Annotated in this window: 15 protein-coding genes; 10 read left to right on the plus strand and 5 right to left on the minus strand. The window is 43.7% G+C overall.

The window, feature by feature from the left end; translation table 11 throughout:
* Positions 1-2: 2 nt before the first annotated feature.
* From QE417_RS19435 to QE417_RS19460, 6 genes are all read left to right on the plus strand, one after another.
* Positions 3-497: a TonB-dependent receptor plug domain-containing protein gene (locus tag QE417_RS19435; RefSeq protein WP_311952594.1), complete on the plus strand. Its 495-nt coding sequence runs from the start codon at positions 3-5 to the stop codon at positions 495-497.
* Positions 494-2,554 carry an NADH-quinone oxidoreductase subunit 5 family protein gene (locus QE417_RS19440; protein WP_311952597.1) on the plus strand — a complete coding sequence of 687 codons (2,061 nt, stop codon included), beginning with the start codon at positions 494-496 and terminating at the stop codon, positions 2,552-2,554. The genes QE417_RS19435 and QE417_RS19440 overlap by 4 nt, the downstream gene beginning before the upstream one ends.
* Before the next feature lie 5 nt (positions 2,555-2,559).
* Positions 2,560-4,152 carry a complex I subunit 4 family protein gene (locus QE417_RS19445; RefSeq protein ID WP_311952600.1) on the plus strand — a complete coding sequence of 531 codons (1,593 nt, stop codon included), beginning with the start codon at positions 2,560-2,562 and terminating at the stop codon, positions 4,150-4,152.
* A gap of 122 nt (positions 4,153-4,274) precedes the next feature.
* Complete coding sequence (locus QE417_RS19450; protein ID WP_311952602.1) at positions 4,275-6,155, plus strand: mucoidy inhibitor MuiA family protein; 1,881 nt, start codon at positions 4,275-4,277, stop codon at positions 6,153-6,155.
* Between the two features lie 5 nt (positions 6,156-6,160).
* On the plus strand, positions 6,161-7,663 hold the full coding sequence (locus QE417_RS19455; RefSeq protein WP_311952605.1) for an NADH-quinone oxidoreductase subunit N: 1,503 nt from the start codon (positions 6,161-6,163) through the stop codon (positions 7,661-7,663).
* Positions 7,664-7,801: 138 nt separating this feature from the next.
* Positions 7,802-9,709 (plus strand): class II glutamine amidotransferase, encoded by a 1,908-nt coding sequence (locus tag QE417_RS19460; RefSeq protein ID WP_311952607.1) that lies wholly within the window; start codon positions 7,802-7,804, stop codon positions 9,707-9,709.
* Positions 9,710-9,852: 143 nt separating this feature from the next.
* Here the strand turns inward: QE417_RS19460 and QE417_RS19465 are convergent, their stop codons facing one another.
* Entirely contained in the window at positions 9,853-10,986 is a 1,134-nt protein-coding gene (locus tag QE417_RS19465) for an FAD-dependent oxidoreductase (RefSeq protein WP_311952610.1), read from the minus strand.
* 88 nt (positions 10,987-11,074) lie between these two features.
* On the opposite strand from QE417_RS19465, the gene QE417_RS19470 reads away from it, so the two are divergent.
* The gene (locus QE417_RS19470) at positions 11,075-12,031 is read left to right on the plus strand and encodes a helix-turn-helix transcriptional regulator (protein ID WP_311952612.1); all 957 of its coding nucleotides are present in this window, start codon (positions 11,075-11,077) and stop codon (positions 12,029-12,031) included.
* Between the two features lie 6 nt (positions 12,032-12,037).
* Here QE417_RS19470 and QE417_RS19475 read toward each other — a convergent pair whose 3' ends face one another.
* A complete protein-coding gene (locus tag QE417_RS19475) occupies positions 12,038-12,691 on the minus strand; it encodes a LysE family translocator (RefSeq protein WP_311952615.1) in 654 nt (217 codons plus the stop codon).
* 154 nt (positions 12,692-12,845) lie between these two features.
* Between QE417_RS19475 and QE417_RS19480 the strand changes: the two genes are divergently transcribed.
* Positions 12,846-14,453 carry an MFS transporter gene (locus QE417_RS19480; RefSeq protein ID WP_311952617.1) on the plus strand — a complete coding sequence of 536 codons (1,608 nt, stop codon included), beginning with the start codon at positions 12,846-12,848 and terminating at the stop codon, positions 14,451-14,453.
* A 6-nt stretch (positions 14,454-14,459) separates the two neighbouring features.
* Positions 14,460-14,936, plus strand: a complete 477-nt coding sequence (locus tag QE417_RS19485; RefSeq protein WP_311952620.1) for a deoxycytidylate deaminase — start codon at positions 14,460-14,462, stop codon at positions 14,934-14,936.
* On the opposite strand, the gene cmk is transcribed toward QE417_RS19485, so the two are convergent.
* Positions 14,926-15,603, minus strand: coding sequence for a (d)CMP kinase (gene cmk, locus QE417_RS19490; protein ID WP_311952623.1), 678 nt, complete (start codon positions 15,601-15,603; stop codon positions 14,926-14,928). The two genes, QE417_RS19485 and cmk, sit on opposite strands and share 11 nt — an antisense overlap.
* Before the next feature lie 236 nt (positions 15,604-15,839).
* Here cmk and arfB point away from each other — a divergent pair, with 236 nt between their 5' ends.
* A complete protein-coding gene (gene arfB / locus QE417_RS19495; protein WP_311952625.1) occupies positions 15,840-16,253 on the plus strand; it encodes an alternative ribosome rescue aminoacyl-tRNA hydrolase ArfB in 414 nt (137 codons plus the stop codon).
* Between the two features lie 55 nt (positions 16,254-16,308).
* Here arfB and QE417_RS19500 read toward each other — a convergent pair whose 3' ends face one another.
* Both QE417_RS19500 and QE417_RS19505 read right to left on the minus strand, forming a co-directional pair.
* Positions 16,309-17,052 (minus strand): hypothetical protein, encoded by a 744-nt coding sequence (locus QE417_RS19500; RefSeq protein ID WP_311952627.1) that lies wholly within the window; start codon positions 17,050-17,052, stop codon positions 16,309-16,311.
* 296 nt (positions 17,053-17,348) lie between these two features.
* On the minus strand, positions 17,349-18,326 hold the full coding sequence (locus QE417_RS19505) for a lipid A deacylase LpxR family protein (RefSeq protein WP_311952630.1): 978 nt from the start codon (positions 18,324-18,326) through the stop codon (positions 17,349-17,351).
* Positions 18,327-18,351: the final 25 nt, after the last annotated feature.

Raw genomic sequence — 18,351 nt, forward strand, 5'->3', positions numbered from 1 at the left:
CCATGAAAAAAGCATTGCTCCTGTTTTTGTTATTTTCCTGCTTTGTAGTATTGGTAAAGGCACAGGTCAATACCGGCAATCAGCCTTTAGTAGTGGTTGATGGCGTTGCTATGGATGTACAGTCTGACATATTAGCAAAAATTAACCCTAATGATATTGAATCGATAGAGGTTTTAAAGGATGCCTCGGCTACTGCAATATATGGAAGCAGGGGAGCTAATGGCGTAATACTCATAAATACTAAGACGGTCGTTATAAAAAATACTCAAAGGAAGCTAAGCACTTTTTCCAAAAAATACAGCCGCTATCTTAAGAGCAATACTAATGTAAGTAACATTACATACGCAATTAATGGTAGTGTATTAGTTGATACTACTATGAGTATACCGCGTGAGGTTATTAAATTGCCCGAGAAATCGATACAAAAAGTAGAATTTAGTAAACCCAATAAAGACCAAAAAGGTGCTTTATTGATTACAACAGCTCCTCAAAATTGAATAACGCGCTTTCACATATCGATGCCCAAACTATAACCTATGCGCTTGCTGCGGTGGGATTGCCTTTGCTTGCATCTTTCATCAACCTGCTACTCCCGGCAAAAACGGGTAAGGTATCGGGGTGGATTTCGGCCGTTGCTATACTAATTAGCCTGGTGCTGGCCGCAACCGTGTTTGGCAGGGTGTGGAATGCTGTGCAAATACACGAACAGTATTTATGGTTTACCATTGGCAGTACGCCGGTGTATGTGGGTATGTTGTTAAATAACCTGTCGGTGTTTATGCTGTTGCTGGTTACGGTGATCGCCTTGCCGGTGCATGTGTATTCCACAGCTTATATTAAGCCCGAGGAACAGAACCGCTATTTCACCTACCTCAGTTTCTTCTGTTTCAGTATGCTGGCACTGGTGATGGTAGATAGCATGATTATGCTCTATGCCTTTTGGGAACTGGTGGGTTTTTCATCATACCTGTTAATTGGCTTTTGGTTTACTAAAGACAGCGCCGTGCAGGCCAACAAAAAGGCTTTCATTATGAACAGGATAGGGGATATTGGTCTGCTAAGTGCTATCATCATCCTGTTTACGCAATACCATACTTTCGATCTGGTTCAGCTTTTTGGCGAGAACGGGCTGGTGTTTAAATCTACCCTGCAAAACGGCCTGTGGCTGGCTCCAACCGGTCAGTTACCCGAGGTGTGGCAGTATGTAGCCTTTGTAGGCATGTTGCTTGCAGTGGCCGCTAAATCGGCCCAGTTTCCACTGCATACCTGGCTGCCTGATGCCATGGAGGGGCCAACATCGGTATCGGCACTTATTCACGCGGCTACCATGGTGGCGGCAGGTGTATTTTTGCTGGGTAGGGTATACCCTATGTTTAATAATGTTGAGTTAGATGTGTTGGCCATAGTAGGTTGCTTTACCGCATTCTTAGCCGCAACCATAGCCCTCACTCAAAACGATTTAAAACGCATACTCGCTTACTCCACCATATCGCAGTTGGGGTATATGATCATGGCTATGGGCATTAATGCTTATGCTTCGTCGCTGTTCCATTTGGCTACGCATGCGTTTTTTAAATGTTTGCTGTTCCTGTGCGCCGGTGTGATCATCCACGAAGTGCAGCATGTTAAAGACGAGCACAAACTCGACATCGACCCGCAAAATATCCTGTACATGGGTGGACTGCGTAAAAAGATGCCGCTTACCTTTATAGCTACGCTCATTGGCTGTCTGGCCTTGGTGGGTGCACCGCTTACATCGGGCTATTTGTCTAAAGACGGCATACTCATCCAGGCTTTTGAATGGGCCGAAAACCGGAGTGCGCTGCATCAAATCATCCCTATAAGTATTTTGCTGACCAGTTGCATTACGGCATTTTATGTAGCAAGACTCATATTCAAAGTATTCTTCGGCGAGTTTAAAATTAAGGAAATATTGCCTGGCATCCATCTGCATATTAATGATGGCAGCTGGAGTTTCAGGATTCCTTTGGTGTTTTTATCGCTGTGCAGCCTGTTTCCGCTGTTCTCGCTGCACCCGTTGCTGTACGAGCATTCTTGGTTGTTCGAAGGGTTTTCGCCTTCACAGCAAATGGCGCGCGAAAATATTTATCACACCATTATCCCAATAGGTATAAACATACTGAGTGTGATGGTGGTTTACTGGGCATTTGCTGTGTATATTCAGCAGCGTAAACTGGTGTTTCCGCAGCATAACTTCTGGTTTAGGCTGAGCTATAATCAATGGTATATTGATGCGTTTTACCGGAATGTTTTGGTTAAGGCCGTACTGCTATTTAGCAATTTCCTGTTTTGGATTGACCGCAATATTATCGACGGACTCATAGATAAGCTACAACAATTAACCGCCATACTATCATCCCTAAGTGCTTGGACCGACAAATACATTGTGGACGGTTTCCTGCATTTTGTAGCCGCCTTAGTAAAGGCTATCGGCAACTTTTTCCGTGGTTTTCAAAGCGGGCGTGTGCAGTATTACCTGTTTAGCATGCTGGCGGTATTACTGGCAGTTTTTATAATTAAATTATTGATCTGAACCTGATGAACATTCTTACCCTATTCATATTCATCCCGGCACTTTTTGGTTTGCTTATATTGGCTTTGCCGGCTTCGCTGAAGCAAAGTTTTAAGTACATAACCCTGCTGGCAACTATTATTCAGCTGGCGTTGAGTGTGTACATGTATACCAAGTTTCAAACAGGAGCGGCTCATGCAGGAATCGCTAACGAAAGCCAGTTTCAGTACGTGCAGAAAACCGAATGGATAGGCATTGACTTAGGCAGCGCAGGCCGCATGCAAATCGATTACTTTGTCGGGGTAGATGGTATATCGATAATGCTGCTCGTGATGAGTGCCGTGGTGATGGTAATTGCCGTGCTGGCCTCCTGGGAAATTAAGCAGAACCTCAAAGGCTTCTTCGTGCTGTTCCTGATGCTGGATATGGCGGTGGCCGGTGTTTTTTGTGCGCTTGATTTCTTCCTGTTTTACGTGTTTTACGAGTTGATGCTGTTACCGCTATACTTCCTGATAGGCATGTGGGGCGGTGTACGGCGCGAATATGCGGCTATCAAATTCTTCCTGTATACGTTGTTTGGTTCGGTATTTATGTTGCTCATTATGGTGGGCTTGTACCTGTCCGTAACCGACCCTCAAACGGGTAATCATACCTTCAATATCATCCACATGATGAATCCGGCTAACTATCAGCCGGGTTCCATTTTCGCATTGGCAAGTAACGCTACTTTGCTGGGCATACCAGCAAGGACATTAGGTTTTATAGTGATATTTATTGCTTTCGCTATTAAGGTACCTGTAGTGCCCCTACATACCTGGCTGCCCGATGCCCACGTGGAAGCACCCACCCCGGTATCTATCATACTGGCCGGTGTGTTACTTAAAATTGGTGGCTACGGCATTATTCGTATCTGTATGGGTATCTTCCCCGAGGTGGCTACGCAGGGGGCGTTCTGGATAGGTTTGTTAGGTGTGGTGTCGATACTTTACGGTGCACTGAATGCTTTGGCTCAGCGCGATTTAAAAAGATTGATCGCCTACTCATCCGTATCGCACATGGGCTTTGTACTGCTTGGTTTGGCCTCGCAAACGGCCGAGGGTGTAAGCGGAGCCATGATGCAGATGATTAGTCACGGCTTTTTATCGTCGATGCTGTTCTTTTTGGTAGGCGTGGTTTACGACCGCGTGCACGACCGCGATATTTACAACTTCCGCGGACTGGCAACGGTTAACCCGCAATACACTACGTATGTAATGATCGCCTTTTTTGCATCCTTAGGCTTACCGGGCTTTTCGGCCTTTATTGCCGAGGCGTTTACGCTGGCCGGTTCGTTTAAATCAACGCTTATTCCTCATTGGATGGCCGTTTGCGGCTCAATAGGTATATTGTTAAGTGCCGCCTACTTTTTGTGGACACTGCAACGCATGTTCTTTGGCAAGGAATTACTTAAAGGCGGCGATGCATGGAAAACTGCCCTGACCGGTTTAAAGATCCGCGAAAAATTGGCCTTGTTCCCGCTGGCTGTTTTGGCGCTGGCACTGGGTGTAATGCCTTCGCTGGTGTTCAGTAAAATCAATGATTCGGTTATTGCTTTAGTACAGTTTTTACAGCTTAAATAAAAATGTTGCCTGCATTCAAATTCTTTTATGGAATAATGCACGCCGCTGCATCCTATGGTTGTCTGCTTGCCCAAAAGGCATCGGCACAACTAACAGAATGTATGTATTTAAGCAACAAAACCATGTCTAAACAATTCCTAACTACTATTTGCCTGTTATTATTAACCTTTACGGTTAAGGCCAACCAAAAGGTGCCCACCAAGGTGCAAAAGGTAACCGTGTTTTTAAACGGTGCCCAGGTAACCCGCACGGCAAGTGTAAACTTAGCCGCCGGTACATCAACCTTAACCTTCGAAGGTATATCGCCCGATATTGATGTGCAGAGTATTCAGGTGCGTTCGGCCGGAGATTTTACCATCCTATCGGTAAAGCACGAGCTTGATTTTTTAAACCAGCAAACCCAACTCAAAAGGGTGGAGGAGCTACTGGCCCAGCAAGTACTTATCCGCCAAAAAATTGAGACTCAAAATAACACCCTCGCCATTTATAAGGAAGAGGAAAATATGCTCATCAAAAACCAGGTAGTGAGCGGCCAAAATACCAGCCTGGATGTTGTGAAACTTAAACAGGCGCTCGATTTTCAAACTGCGCGTTTAACCGAAATCCGTAAAAAAGCACAAGGCGTAAATGCATCAATAGCCCAATTGGAGGCGGAGATACAAAAGTACAATAAGCAAATAGCCGAAGCCAGCAAAGGCAATATCAAAGCTACCAGCAATATATTGGTAACGGTATCGGCAAAAGCTGCACTACAATCAACCTTCACGCTTACTTATGTTACAAGGAACGCAGGTTGGTTCCCTACCTATGATATTAGGGCTAAGGATGTAAACAGCCCTATAACCATTGCTTATAAAGCCAACGTAAACCAGCAGTGTGGCGAGGAGTGGAACAATATTAAACTAACGCTATCAACCGGCAACCCATCGGTAAGCGGCAGCAAGCCCGAACTTAACCCGTATTATTTGAATTTGGGAATGGTTTATGCCGGGCAGGCGGCCAGTATTACGCGTGTGAGTGGCAGAGTTAGCGGGTCAGATGATGGTAAGCCTTTAGTGGGAGTAAGCGTTAAAGTAAAAGGAACCTCGATAGGTGCAGTAACCGATGCAAACGGTAATTATAGTATTCAAATTCCACAGGGTAGCCAATTTTTAGAGTTTAGTTACATTGGCTTCGAATCGGTAGAACGACAAGCGTCTGTAGCGATTGTAAATGTGGCAATGGCACCATCAGCAAACCAATTAAATGAGATGGTAGTTGTTAATGGGTACTTAGCCGGAAGTGCGCCTGGATTAGCCGTAAGCGGACGAGCAGGAGCATCTAACCAAATACGTATCAGGGGCATGTCATCTATAGCAACTAATCCTGTGATCGTTCAACAAAACGAAAATCAAACCAATGTTGAGTTTAATATTGCAAACCCTTACACCATACCAAGTGATGGCAAGCAATATTTGGTAGAGATAAACCAATTGGAAATACCAGCCGAGTACGAATACTACACCGCGCCTAAGTTGAGTACCGATGTGTTCCTTACCGCCAAGCTCACCAACTGGAACCAGTATAACTTTTTATCAGGCGAGGCCAACCTGTTTTTTGAGGGAACGTTTATTGGTAAATCGCTGATTGATACACGTTCAACGGTTGATACGCTTAACTTATCATTAGGAACCGATAAAAATATTATTGTAACACGTACCTTGCAAAAAGATTTGAAAGAGAAGCAAGGCCTGCTTGGCAGCAACCGTAAAGAAACCCGCGACTGGTTGATCAGTGTTAAAAACCGCAAATCGCAACCGGTTAATTTATTGGTGGAAGACCAACTGCCTGTATCGCAAAACACGGCAATAGAGGTAGAAACCCAGGAAACATCGGGTGCCAAGGTTGACATGCTCACCGGCAAAACCGCCTGGGTGTTTGCGTTAAAACCGCAGGACGAGAAAAAATTAAAGCTTAAATACCAGGTTAGGTATCCTAAAAATCAATCTGTAATAGTTCAGTAATATAAATGCAGCAGTTTTTGCCCCATATAAACAACCAGTTAAATGATATACTCAGCAGCCTGCCTCTGTTTAACCCCGAGATGTGCCTGGCTATCCTGTTTTTATTGGTATTAACTGCCGATCTGGTGTACCGCAAAACGTACGGCGGAGTAAGCCGCATGCTGGCCTGTGCCGGCATGCTGCTTGTTATGGCTGCCGATTTGGGCCAGGATTTACTAATCAATGATGAAGCACGGCTGCTGTTTAACAGCAACCTTATCCTGCATCACAGCAATATCGTCCTCAAGCTCATTATAGACTCGGTAGCATTTCTTTTGTTGCTGTATTTTGCCTGGGACGATGAGTTAAAAGTTCACAAGAAAGGTTTGGGCGATGCTTATACCATCATAGTGGCATCAGTATTAGGGCTGCATTTAATGGTGATGTCGGCCACTATGCTTACTATTTTTGTTTCGGTTGAAATGGTATCCTTAGCATCGTATTTGTTGGTAGCCTACCGCTCAGGCAATGCATTGAGTGCCGAAGCCGGTTTAAAATATGTATTGTTTGGTTTGGCCTCGTCGGCGGTAATGCTGTATGGCATGTCGTTATTTTATGGCTTTGCTGGTACTATTAATTTGTTTGATGCCAACATGGTTATTCGCCTGCAACAGGCCGATGGTATGAGTGTATCACTGACCATATTTTTTATATTGGCGGGCATTGGTTTCAAGCTATCATTTGTACCCCTGCACTTTTGGGTGCCCGATGTTTACCAGGGTGCCAGTACGCCGGTTACCGCCTACCTGTCAACCTTACCTAAAATTGCTGGTTTTGGTTTACTGGTTACCCTAATAACCCCGTTTTTTGCCAACCCGGCATGGACACAGGTAGATTTCAGGCTTATACTTTCCATAACAGGCATCATCACCATGGTAGCCGGAAACTTTGCCGCTGTGTGGCAGCAAAACATTAAACGTATGCTGGCTTATTCGAGCATTGGGCATACAGGTTTTGCCTTCATGGCCATAGTAACCTTTACGGCTCAGGGTATTGAGGCGTTAAATTTCTATATGGCTGTGTACGCACTGGCTAATTTAGGCATATTGGTACTGGTAAGCTACTTTGCCAACACCATGAATGCCCACACGCTCGATGATTTGAAAGGCTTAGGTTCTAAATATCCCATTGCATCGGTGTGTTTTGTGATATTGCTCATATCATTAACGGGTATTCCGGTTTCGGCTGGCTTTAGTGGTAAGCTACTTGTATTTTCGGCGGTTTATGAGGTTTATCAAAACGGGCGTAATGTAATTTTATTGGCTTTGCTAATAACCGGCGCGGCTACCACCGTAGTTTCACTGTTCTATTATATCAAAATCCCGCTTTATCTTTTCCTCAAAAAAGCAGATGCCGATACGGGAAATTACCCGGCAACATCCAAAAATTTGCTTATTATGATCGTAATTATTGCCATAGCCGTAGTGCTGCTGGGTATATTCCCACAGGCATTAACCGATTTGATGTAAACGTTGTGTAAATGTTATGTTCTGATTATGGGAGTGTTAACTTTGTAATAATAAGCTGACCGTTTTAATGCTTTTTAATGACATTTCGGGGATTAACAACCCGGAAAAAGTCTTACCTTCGTGGCTTCATTTCAAATCATGAGCGATCAGATTAAGCATGAATGCGGCGTAGCTTTTATTCGCCTGCGCAAACCCCTCTCATACTATCAGCAAAAATATGGTACGGCACTTTATGGCTTAAACAAGCTATACCTGCTAATGGAAAAACAACATAACCGTGGCCAGGATGGTGCGGGTGTTGCAACCATTAAGTTAGATATAGAACCTGGAAAGCGATACATTAGTCGTCACCGTTCTATGGCAAGTAATGCCGTAGCCGATATTTTTGAGTACATCCAAAAGAAATTTGCCGATGTAGAAAAAGAGTATCCCGAAAAAATGAAGGATGCCGAGTGGCTGAAAGAAAACATCAGCTTTACCGGTGAGGTGCTGTTAGGTCACCTTCGTTACGGAACTCACGGTAAAAACAGTATCGAAAACTGTCACCCATTCTTACGTCAAAACAACTGGATGACCCGTAACCTGGTAATTGCCGGTAACTTTAACATGACCAATGTTGATGAGTTATTACAGCAATTGTACGAGTTGGGTCAGCATCCTAAAGAAAAGGCAGATACCGTTACGGTGCTGGAAAAAATAGGCCACTTCCTCGATAGCGAAGTGCAGGGCCTGTTTGATCAGTTTAAACGCGAGGGCAACGACGATAATATCCAGATCAGTAAAATGATAGGTGATAATATGGATGTTGCTAAAATACTCCGTAAATCGGCCAAGAACTGGGATGGTGGTTATACCATTGCCGGTATTTTAGGTCATGGTGATGCCTTCATTATGCGCGACCCATCGGGTATTCGTCCGGCGTTTTACTACATTGATGATGAGATCGTGGTGGCTACCTCTGAGCGTCCTGCTATTCAAACTGCGTTCAATATTCCGTTAGATAAAATTAAAGAGGTGCTGCCTGGCCACGCCCTTATCATCAAAAAAGATGGTAGCGTAAGTGAGGAGCAGTTTAGCGAGCCTAAAGAAAAAAAATCGTGCTCGTTCGAGCGTATCTATTTCTCTCGCGGCAGCGATGCCTCTATTTACCGTGAGCGCAAGCAATTAGGCCGTTTATTATGCCCGCAAATATTGGATGCGGTTGGTAACGACATCAAAAATACCGTATTTTCATACATTCCTAATACTGCCGAGATTGCTTTTTACGGCATGGTTGAAGGCGTAAACAAATACGTTAAACAATACCAGCGCGACCGCCTGCTTAACCGTGACGATAAGATTACCGACGAGGAGTTGAGCGAAGTGTTGAGCCTTGCCCCGCGCGTTGAAAAAATAGCCATTAAAGACGTTAAACTGCGCACTTTTATTACCCAGGATGCCGACCGCAGCGAGATGGTTGCCCACGTTTACGATACCACTTATGGTTTAATAAACAAAGGTGCCGATACTTTGGTGGTGCTTGATGATTCTATTGTACGTGGCACAACCTTAAAGCAAAGTATCCTTAAAATTTTAGACCGCTTAGGTCCTAAAAAGATCGTGGTGGTATCATCGGCCCCGCAAATACGTTACCCTGATTGTTACGGCATTGATATGTCGCGCATGGGTGAGTTTGTAGCCTTTGAGGCAGCCGTTAGTTTGTTAAAAGAAACCGGACAGGAAGATATTTTATTGGATGCTTACCAAAAAGCAAAAGCATCGGCCGAATTACCTAAGGAAGATGTAGAGAACTATGTAAAAGCCATCTACTCTCCGTTTACCGATCAGCAGATCTCAGACCGTATAGCTAAGATCATAACCCCTAAAGAGATCAATGCCGAAGTACACGTTATATACCAAACGTTAGATAACCTGCACAAAGCTTGCCCTGATCATTTGGGCGACTGGTATTTCTCGGGCGACTACCCAACTCCGGGCGGCAACAAAGTAGTAAACCGTGCCTTTGCCAACTGGATGGAAGGTAAAAACCAACGTGCTTATATGTAATTTGGTGAATAGAGATTGATTCACTTCCAATATTTAGCCCCGGTTTTGCCGGGGCTTTTTGTTGGGTTCGACTTTCCGGCGTATGTTCTACCATTATTTTAAATAGAAAACAGCTTTAGGTCTGCTCGTATTCAGAGGATGGTTTAAATGCCCAGCAATTGTCGGAAGCTAAATTTGGGGTCACGCATCTCCATTTCATTTTTGTGGCTTTCTGCTTGTGCTGCAAAAGCATAACTAAACATCTGTTGCTCGTATGCGCCTATTGCATCTTCTATTGATTGATACTTAGTATCAGTGAGATTTTCTGATAGCCTCAACGCATCCAGCAACCCTGTATTTACACCCATACCGGCAAAAGGCGGCATCAGGTGAGCGGCATCACCGATCAGCGTAATCGGCAACGGGCGATCGGTTTTCCAGTGGGTATCAAGCGGAGCCACTTTTGTGGTAATCCCTGCAAAAAATGCTGTAGCATCAAATAATTCATGATAACGCTCATTCCAACCGGCAAAACGTTGTGTGAGGTACTTAACTATGTTGTCATTGTCGTTAAAGTCAGGCGCACCTCCATCAGCCCATTCCTCAGGCGTTTTCATGATAATTCCATAACTCAATAAATTACCATTACGCGGATTCACTACCAGCATATTACCATCATGTGCGGCCATCAGGCGATGATCATTACATAGCTTGTAAAATTCAGGTAAGCATTGTTCGGGTTGTGGTACATCGCCTTGTATAATGAATGATCCCGTTGCTTTTATCTCTGCAACGGTTACATAATCCCGCACTTTCGACATGCCGCCATTGGCACCTATCACTACATCGGCCATGGCATCAGGCTTATCTTCAAAATGGATGAGCCATTTACCGTCGTGCTCTTCCATGCCGGTAAATTTGCTATCCCAAACTACGGTAGCGGCAACTAAACTATTCAGCAGCATTTTGCGCAGTTCGCTACGGTTTATCTCCGGATTATCATGTGCGTTTTGGGCAGTAATTGGTTTGGTAAATAATATACGGGCATGTTCATCGGCTATTTTAATGCCCATAGGCAAAGCCAGGTCGTAGTACTTTTGCAACAGCCCGGCTTTGGCCATAGCCAACTGCCCCGAGTTTTTATGCAGATCCAAAGTGCCGCCCCACACACGAGCTTGCGGGTTTTTATCGCGCTCGTAAACGTTTACGGCTACGCCTTGCTGCTGTAATAGTTTTGCCATGGTAAGGCCTACCGGACCTGCACCTATAATGGCCACCTGTTTATTTTGTAATAACATATGATGCTTAATTGCTGAAAGCAAAAATGTTCATGTTTTTAGAGATAAAATACCCAATTTTGACTAAATATTAGTCATAAAAGACCAAATGGAAGTTGAACAAAACGGTGTACCCAACGTGCTTATCAGGTTTGCCGGTTTATTAAATACAACAGTGAGCGGACACAGGCTGGATATTCCGCAGGAGTTTGGCAGTGGTTATTGTGCCGGATTTGTATTTAATGATCACCTGCGTATGCTCATCAGCGATTACGAACTTAACCATGATTTGCTGATAGAGAACACCGAAAAGCGGCCGGGTAAGATCCTGTTCTTCAAGTTTCAAAAGATTTTTCCTAAAAATGCTGCCGGTTTAAACAGGACACGTGCATCACAAACTCCATCGGTACTCATAGCCACCAGCAGGTTAAATACCGAAGATGCTTTTACCATTCATTCCAACACCGAAACTATAAATATTGAGGTAGATACAGCTTACCTGGCCGGGCTGTTTAAATACACAACACCATCACCTGTTTTACAAAAGTTATTGGGCGATGCTCCACCCTTACTTTTTGAGCAATTGCTGCATCCGGCTATACAAAATATTGTAGACGAGATAGTGACCGAAAAGGTTCAGAATAGCTTCCGGCTCTTCTTTTTAAGAATTAAGGCCGAGGAGTTGATATGTCGTTTATTAATTGAGCTGGATAAGCGGAGCGAGAAGCAGTTTTATCCTTTAAATAACCGCGACATTCAGGCTATTTATAAAATAAGAGATGCGATGATTATGAAATTAAGTGAGCCGCCTTTAATCGCAATACTTTCGGCTGAGGCAGGCATGAGCCCAACCAAACTCAAGCGTTTGTTTAAGCAAATTTTTGGGTACAGTGTATTCAGTTATTATCAGCACTTCAGGATGAAAGAAGCAGCCCGTTTGCTTAGGCAAGAGCAGCTATCGGTATCAGAAACCGGTTACAGGCTTGGCTTTACCAATTTGAGCCATTTTACAAGGATTTTTGAGGAACATGTAGGGATGAAGCCAAAGGCTTATAGTCGTGCCTGAGTATTTTTACTCGGCAATGGTGCCAAACAGGTAGTGGGTAACCAGCTTATCAAATATTACAAAGGCTGCAATGATGAGTGCTGCACCAGCTACATAATTAAGGCGATGTACAAATGCGGTTGAAATCCTATCACGCAGTTTGTTGGCATAAAATGCTTTAAGGGTATCCATGCCAAATTGGATAATAAGGATGGTGATGAACATGACCGCAATTTTTAGCTGCCTGTTATGTACACCTTCGTGAAACATTGTGCTGGCCGTGCCAATAACGGTTATCCAATGAAATAGCAGGGTAGGGTTGAATATACACATCAAAAAACCCTTTAAAAAGTAACCTGCCCGGTTGATCTTGGCCGGTTCGTGGGTATTATAATCAACCTCGGGCTTTTTGGTGAGATAGTGTGTGCCAATAATGATGAGGATGATGCTGCCAATAACCCCGAGCCATATTTTTGCGGATGCAGGTACTTCAAAAAATTGTGAGCCGAAAATAATGGCTCCCACAAATACAACATCGCTGCTAACTACGCCCAAAGCCAGTGCGGCACCGGCGTGAAAGCCTTTTTCGATGCTGGTTTTTATAAGGGAAAAAAATACCGGACCTGTTAAAAAAGTGAGTACCAGTCCAATACCTATTCCCGAAACAATAGCTTCAATCATTATACAGGATTAATTTTAGCCCCGGCGAATATGCAACTAATCTATTAAACAAAAAAAGGTAATAATGTTGTTGCCGAGTTGTAAATGTTGTGGCTTAAATTTTCAAAAAATTGTATTATGTTAGCAACTTAATACCAACTAACTCTCCCCTGATATGGAATATAAAACCAGCAAAAGCTATGGATCAGCCCTTTACACGCTAATAACTGTTTTCTTTTTTTGGGGCTTTCTGGCCGCATCAAATGGTATTTTTATTCCGTTTTGTAAAACTCACTTTCATTTAACACAATTTGAGTCGCAGCTTATTGATTTTACTTTTTATGGTGGATATTTTATTGGTTCACTAATTTTATACTTCGCATCGCAGGCAAGCAAGGTTGATATTCTGAACAAATTAGGCTATAAAAATGGTATCATTTTAGGCCTTATTATATCTGCAATTGGTGCCCTGGGTATGGTTCCGGCCATTGGCTCAGGGGCGTTTGGCTTTATACTGGCTGCGTTTTTTGTAATTGCGGTAGGTTTTTCGTTACAGCAAACAGCCGCAAATCCATTTGTAATAGCCTTAGGCGAACCCGAAACAGGTGCTCACCGCCTCAACTTTGCAGGTGCGGTAAATAACTTTGGGGGCTTAATGGGCCCCATTATAGTAGGGGTAATGTTGTTTGGTACCACCAAAGGCGCAGAGAATGCAACGGTTGAAATATCGGCAGTTAATAACCTTTATTACATTTTGGCCGGTTTGTTTATTGCCGTTGCGTTATTCTTTTGGAAATCAGACTTACCTAAAGTGACCAGCGATGAAGAGATGGAGCAAAGCAGTAAGGCTAACACTCCTTTACTTGTAATTTTTGTTGCCTTTTGTTTGATTTTAGCCGCAGGGCCTTTAAGTAATGCAACCGGGCTATCGCAAGCTTATTTTGTATATGCATCGTTGATCATCATTCTTTCGGCTTTGATCAGGTCTTTGTTATCGGCGCGTAAAAATAGCCAGGGTTGGGGAGCAATGCAGTATCCGCAATTGATATATGGTATGCTGGCCATTTTTACGTATGTAGGTACCGAGGTTACCATACAAAGTAACATGGGCGCTTTACTAATGTTGCCTGAGTTTGGCGGCTATAACGAATCGGCAATTTCGCCGTTCATATCTCTTTACTGGGGTAGTTTAATGATTGGCCGTTGGGCTGGTGCGGTTGGCGCATTCAAACTTACTACAGTAACCAACCGTGTTTTAACCATACTTATGCCGTTTGTGGCTTTCGGAATTATATTGTTGGTTAACCATTTAACCGGAGCCAATATCAGTCATCTGTATCCATATGCTATATGTGTAGGTGTTATGATTGCTGCATTTTTTATTGGTAACCAAAAACCGGCGCGTACCCTTACCGTATTTGGTTTACTGGGGGTAGCTTTTATGCTCATAGGCTTATTTACCACCGGAATTGTGGCTACCTTTGCCTTTATAAGCGGCGGCTTATGCTGCTCAATTATGTGGCCTTCAATATTTGCATTATCGGTAACTGGCTTGGGTAAATATACCAGCCAGGGCTCGGCGTTCTTAATTATGATGATCTTAGGCGGGTCAATTATTCCACCGGTACAAGGCATTCTTGCCGATACCAGCGGCATACATTTATCATATATAGTGCCTGTATTAGGTTTTGCTTACCTGGCATTTTTTGCCTGGAAAGTAAGCGGCGAATTGAGGAAACAAGGCATCGACCTTGACCATGTTGAGGCAGCAGGCGGCCATTAATTAATAATGAGTAAACTTTCTTTCGACCAGATATTTATGAACCTGGCTGGTGACCTGGCCAAGCGTTCGCATTGTGTAAAGGCGCAGGTAGGTGCGGTGTTAACTAAAGATACCCGCATTATATCGGTGGGCTATAACGGCCCACCTGCCGGCACTCATAACTGTGACGAGGAGTGGCCCGAAACCGGCTGTCCGCGTGATGCCCGTGGAAGCTGCTCCCTGGCCCTGCATGCCGAAGAAAATACGATACTTTACGCCGTAAAAAACGGTGCTAAATTAGAAGGGGCGACAATGTACACCACATTATCGCCATGCTTGCCATGCGCACGATTAATATATTCGGCAGGTATAACCAAGGTGTATTACGAGCACTCGTATGCCCAATACAAAGGCCTCCCCAGTGATGAAGGCGTGGATTTTTTAAACCGTTTTGGTGTGGAGGCAGTCAGGTTTGAGCCTGATGGCGATGTGGTTACTTCTTAAGAAAAGGTTCTACTTTAGCTAATGCAAAGGCCAGTTGTTGATCGGGCGTAATATTGGTATTATCCAATATGATGGCATCCTCAGCACGCACCAGCGGACTTTCCTTCCGGGTTGTATCCGAGTAATCGCGGTGAGCAATGTTCTCAAATATCTCTTCCAGGGTAATATCAGGGTTGGTGGCCTGTAGTTCTTTGTAACGGCGCTCGGCACGTACTTTAGGGTCGGCGGTCATAAACAGTTTTACCTGGGCATTGGGGAACACCGTGGTGCCAATATCGCGCCCATCCATTACAATGTTTTTTGATTTACCCATGCGCTGCTGCTGGGCTACCATCTCCTTACGCACCTCGCGTATGGCCGAAACAGGACTTACCATTGCAGATACCGGCATCAAGCGTATTTCGTCCGATACTTCCTCATCATTTAGGGTAATGTGGGTTTGATAATCGCGCGAGTGAAAATTGAGGTGTATGTTCTTCAAGGCTTCGGTAACTTGCTCCGCATCATTAATATCCACGTTATTGCGTAAAAAATACAGGGTTACGGCACGGTACATAGCGCCGCTATCTACATAAATAAAGTGAAGTTTTTTGGCTAATGCCTTGGCCAATGTACTTTTTCCGCACGACGAATAACCGTCGATAGCCACCACAATGTTCTTGCTCATTACAGCGGTAAATGTACGAAAATGCTGTGGAAGTTGCCGTGAAAATGTAAGGTCAGGGGATGAACTTGGTCATTTGCGAGAGGGAGTTTTCCCCTCTTGAGAGGGGCAGGGGTGTGTCATTACGTTGGACAGGGCTTGCAAGCGTAGAGACACACCCCTGCCATCACACTGCCTTTCCCGCCCCCTCTCAAGAGGGGAATGTTTGTGCTATAAATAATTAAACTTAGTTTTGAACAATGAATATTCCTAAATCCGAATTACAAAAAGAAATAACTTACAAAGCATCACGTAGCGGGGGCAAAGGCGGCCAAAACGTAAACAAGGTGTCAACCAAAGTTGAATTGCTGTTTGATATACAAGCCTCCCTGTTATTTACCCCCGAACAAAAAGAACTCATGCTTGGCAAACTGCAAAACCGCCTTAATAAAGACGGCCTGCTGCAGGTATTTAGCGAGGAAGAACGCAGCCAGCTCATGAACAAAGAACGGGCCTTAGATAAGATGCTGGTTATATTAGAAAGATCGCTTTATGTACAAAAGCCGCGCAAGGCCTTGAAGGTAAGCAAACAAGCCAAGGCTAAAAGATTAGAAGCAAAGCGTATGCAATCAGTGAAGAAGCAGTTACGTAAGGGCGGTATAGGCCATGAGTAAACAAAAAGGCTTACTTTAAGAGTAAGCCTTTCTATAAAATCAATAAATACTGAAATTAAATTTTTTCGGTAATGCTCCAGTCGGCAGGGTATAGCCAGTACACTTGTCCGTTAACTGAAACTGCAAATTTTATATCGAAGTAAAACTGAATATAACCTTCAAAGTTAAATTCGGTACCGTTGTAGGTACCATTAGCTTTGTAAGGTATTTGTGCCGATTGAATGCCCGTAGGTGTATAATAAAGGTCTTTCAGAGTAAAGTCGTTATACTGATCTATCACCTTTTGATCTCCGGTTTTACTGTTGTATTGAACGTGCGAAGTTTGCTTACCGTTAATAGTTACCACGCCAAAGCTACCCATGGCCACATAATCTTCTTTAACGGTCATTTCTTCGCGGGCTGCTGCGGTTTCTTTAACGGTGTGTATGCTATCTTTTAAAGCATAGCCGTTAAACACGTTGTTGCCGCCGCATAAATAGGTAAGTTTTAAAAAGCCCTTAACAGTTTGGGTAAGTCCATTTGCCGATATATAGCTGTTAATTATCGAGTCGGTAGTGGCGCCGCAAGCCGGGGGGACAGTACGTTCGGCATATGATAGGTTACCTTTAGTTGCAGTTACGGTTTTAGCACTGCCTTGTTTAAAGTTTTGGTATAAGCTTTTGCCTAATTGTAAAGCAAATTCTTTTTGGCTGAGCGTTGTTTTTTCGTTAGCCTGGTCGCCCTTTTTGCACGAAAAGTTAAATGAGATTATACCAGCAAGTACTGCTGTAAAGAGAAGTTTTTTTGTAATGTTGTACATGTTTGTGATAAGCAACAATTTGTGGTATAAAAATATAAAATAATATTCGGATGGTAAATGGTTATGTTCATTTTGCTTAACAAAATTACCTTCACTTTAAATTAATTAATATAGATTTCATCTTGTGCTAATTGTGTTTTTGATACGGCCTTATTTTACATGTTGTGATTTCATGGTTCGTGATGTAAACCAAATTGTCCTTATTATAATTCCGAAGACTTCAAGTAATCGGGTTTAGAAGATTTTTCGACACTCCACACACTTTCCACTTTTGCCGCGTAACGAAATGAGCGGGTTTACTTTCCAAACCTATACGCCACATTAATTGATCCCCACTGGTGGGTGTTGTAACGCTGCGTTTTAACGTCTTTGCTATGCACGGCCACTTCAAAACCCAGATTAACGCGCTTGCCCGAAAAGCCTACACCTATCTGGTGACTGATCATAATGGGTTCGGGTTTGCCGGTAACTTCCATGCCGGTCGGGTCGTCTTTTTTGTTGACCAGGGCACCTTGTACCGTTGCATCATATGCTATGTAGTTAAACATAGGTTTATAGTAAAAAAATAATTCCTTTTTGTGCAGCGGGGCAATGGCGTTGCGGGTGGCTGTGCTTTGGGTACTGTATGAGTTAAACAGCTGGTTAAAGTTACCCAGTCGTACCATAGGGCCAACGGCAATGTTATTAAAGGCAGTGCCCGCATTTAACATGCCCGATGCTGTTAAATCAATCCACTCATTGCGCGCCAGCAGGCGGTTATAATCGAGCGATAAGTTGATAACCGGAGTATTGCGTATCTGGTATTCCCAGCCGCTTAGCTCATAAAAGCCAAAGGTATCGTGTATCACCTGCTGGGCTTGCTCACCCTTTGCCGAGGGCCCAATTACGCCCACTTGTACGCCTATCTTAAAATTGCTCTCGTTACGGTAAAGCAGGTTGAGTGATCCGCCTGCATACAAATACCCGGCAAAAGGACGATCGATATAAGCCGGGTTGGGTTGACCATTAACAGTGATACTGCCCGATTGAGGATTAAATATCTTTTGCCCTACCTCAATGGTTAATACTTTATTTACCAGCTTATCTATACGTTTAATATCCATACCCCGGCGGTAAAAAACAAATAATCCGTTGGTGTAATACCGGTCTGAGCCTTGAGCGAGAAAAGAATCATTATCAGACTGAAAACCAAACTCCTGGGTACGTACCTGTGCCAGCGATTGGAGTGCTGCAATACCCAGTAAAACACTGAAAGCAAATTGTTTAAAGTTCATTGGGGCCAATTAAGGCTCTAAAAAT

The sequence above is a fragment of the Mucilaginibacter terrae genome, assembly GCF_031951985.1.
Classification (GTDB): domain Bacteria; phylum Bacteroidota; class Bacteroidia; order Sphingobacteriales; family Sphingobacteriaceae; genus Mucilaginibacter; species Mucilaginibacter terrae_A.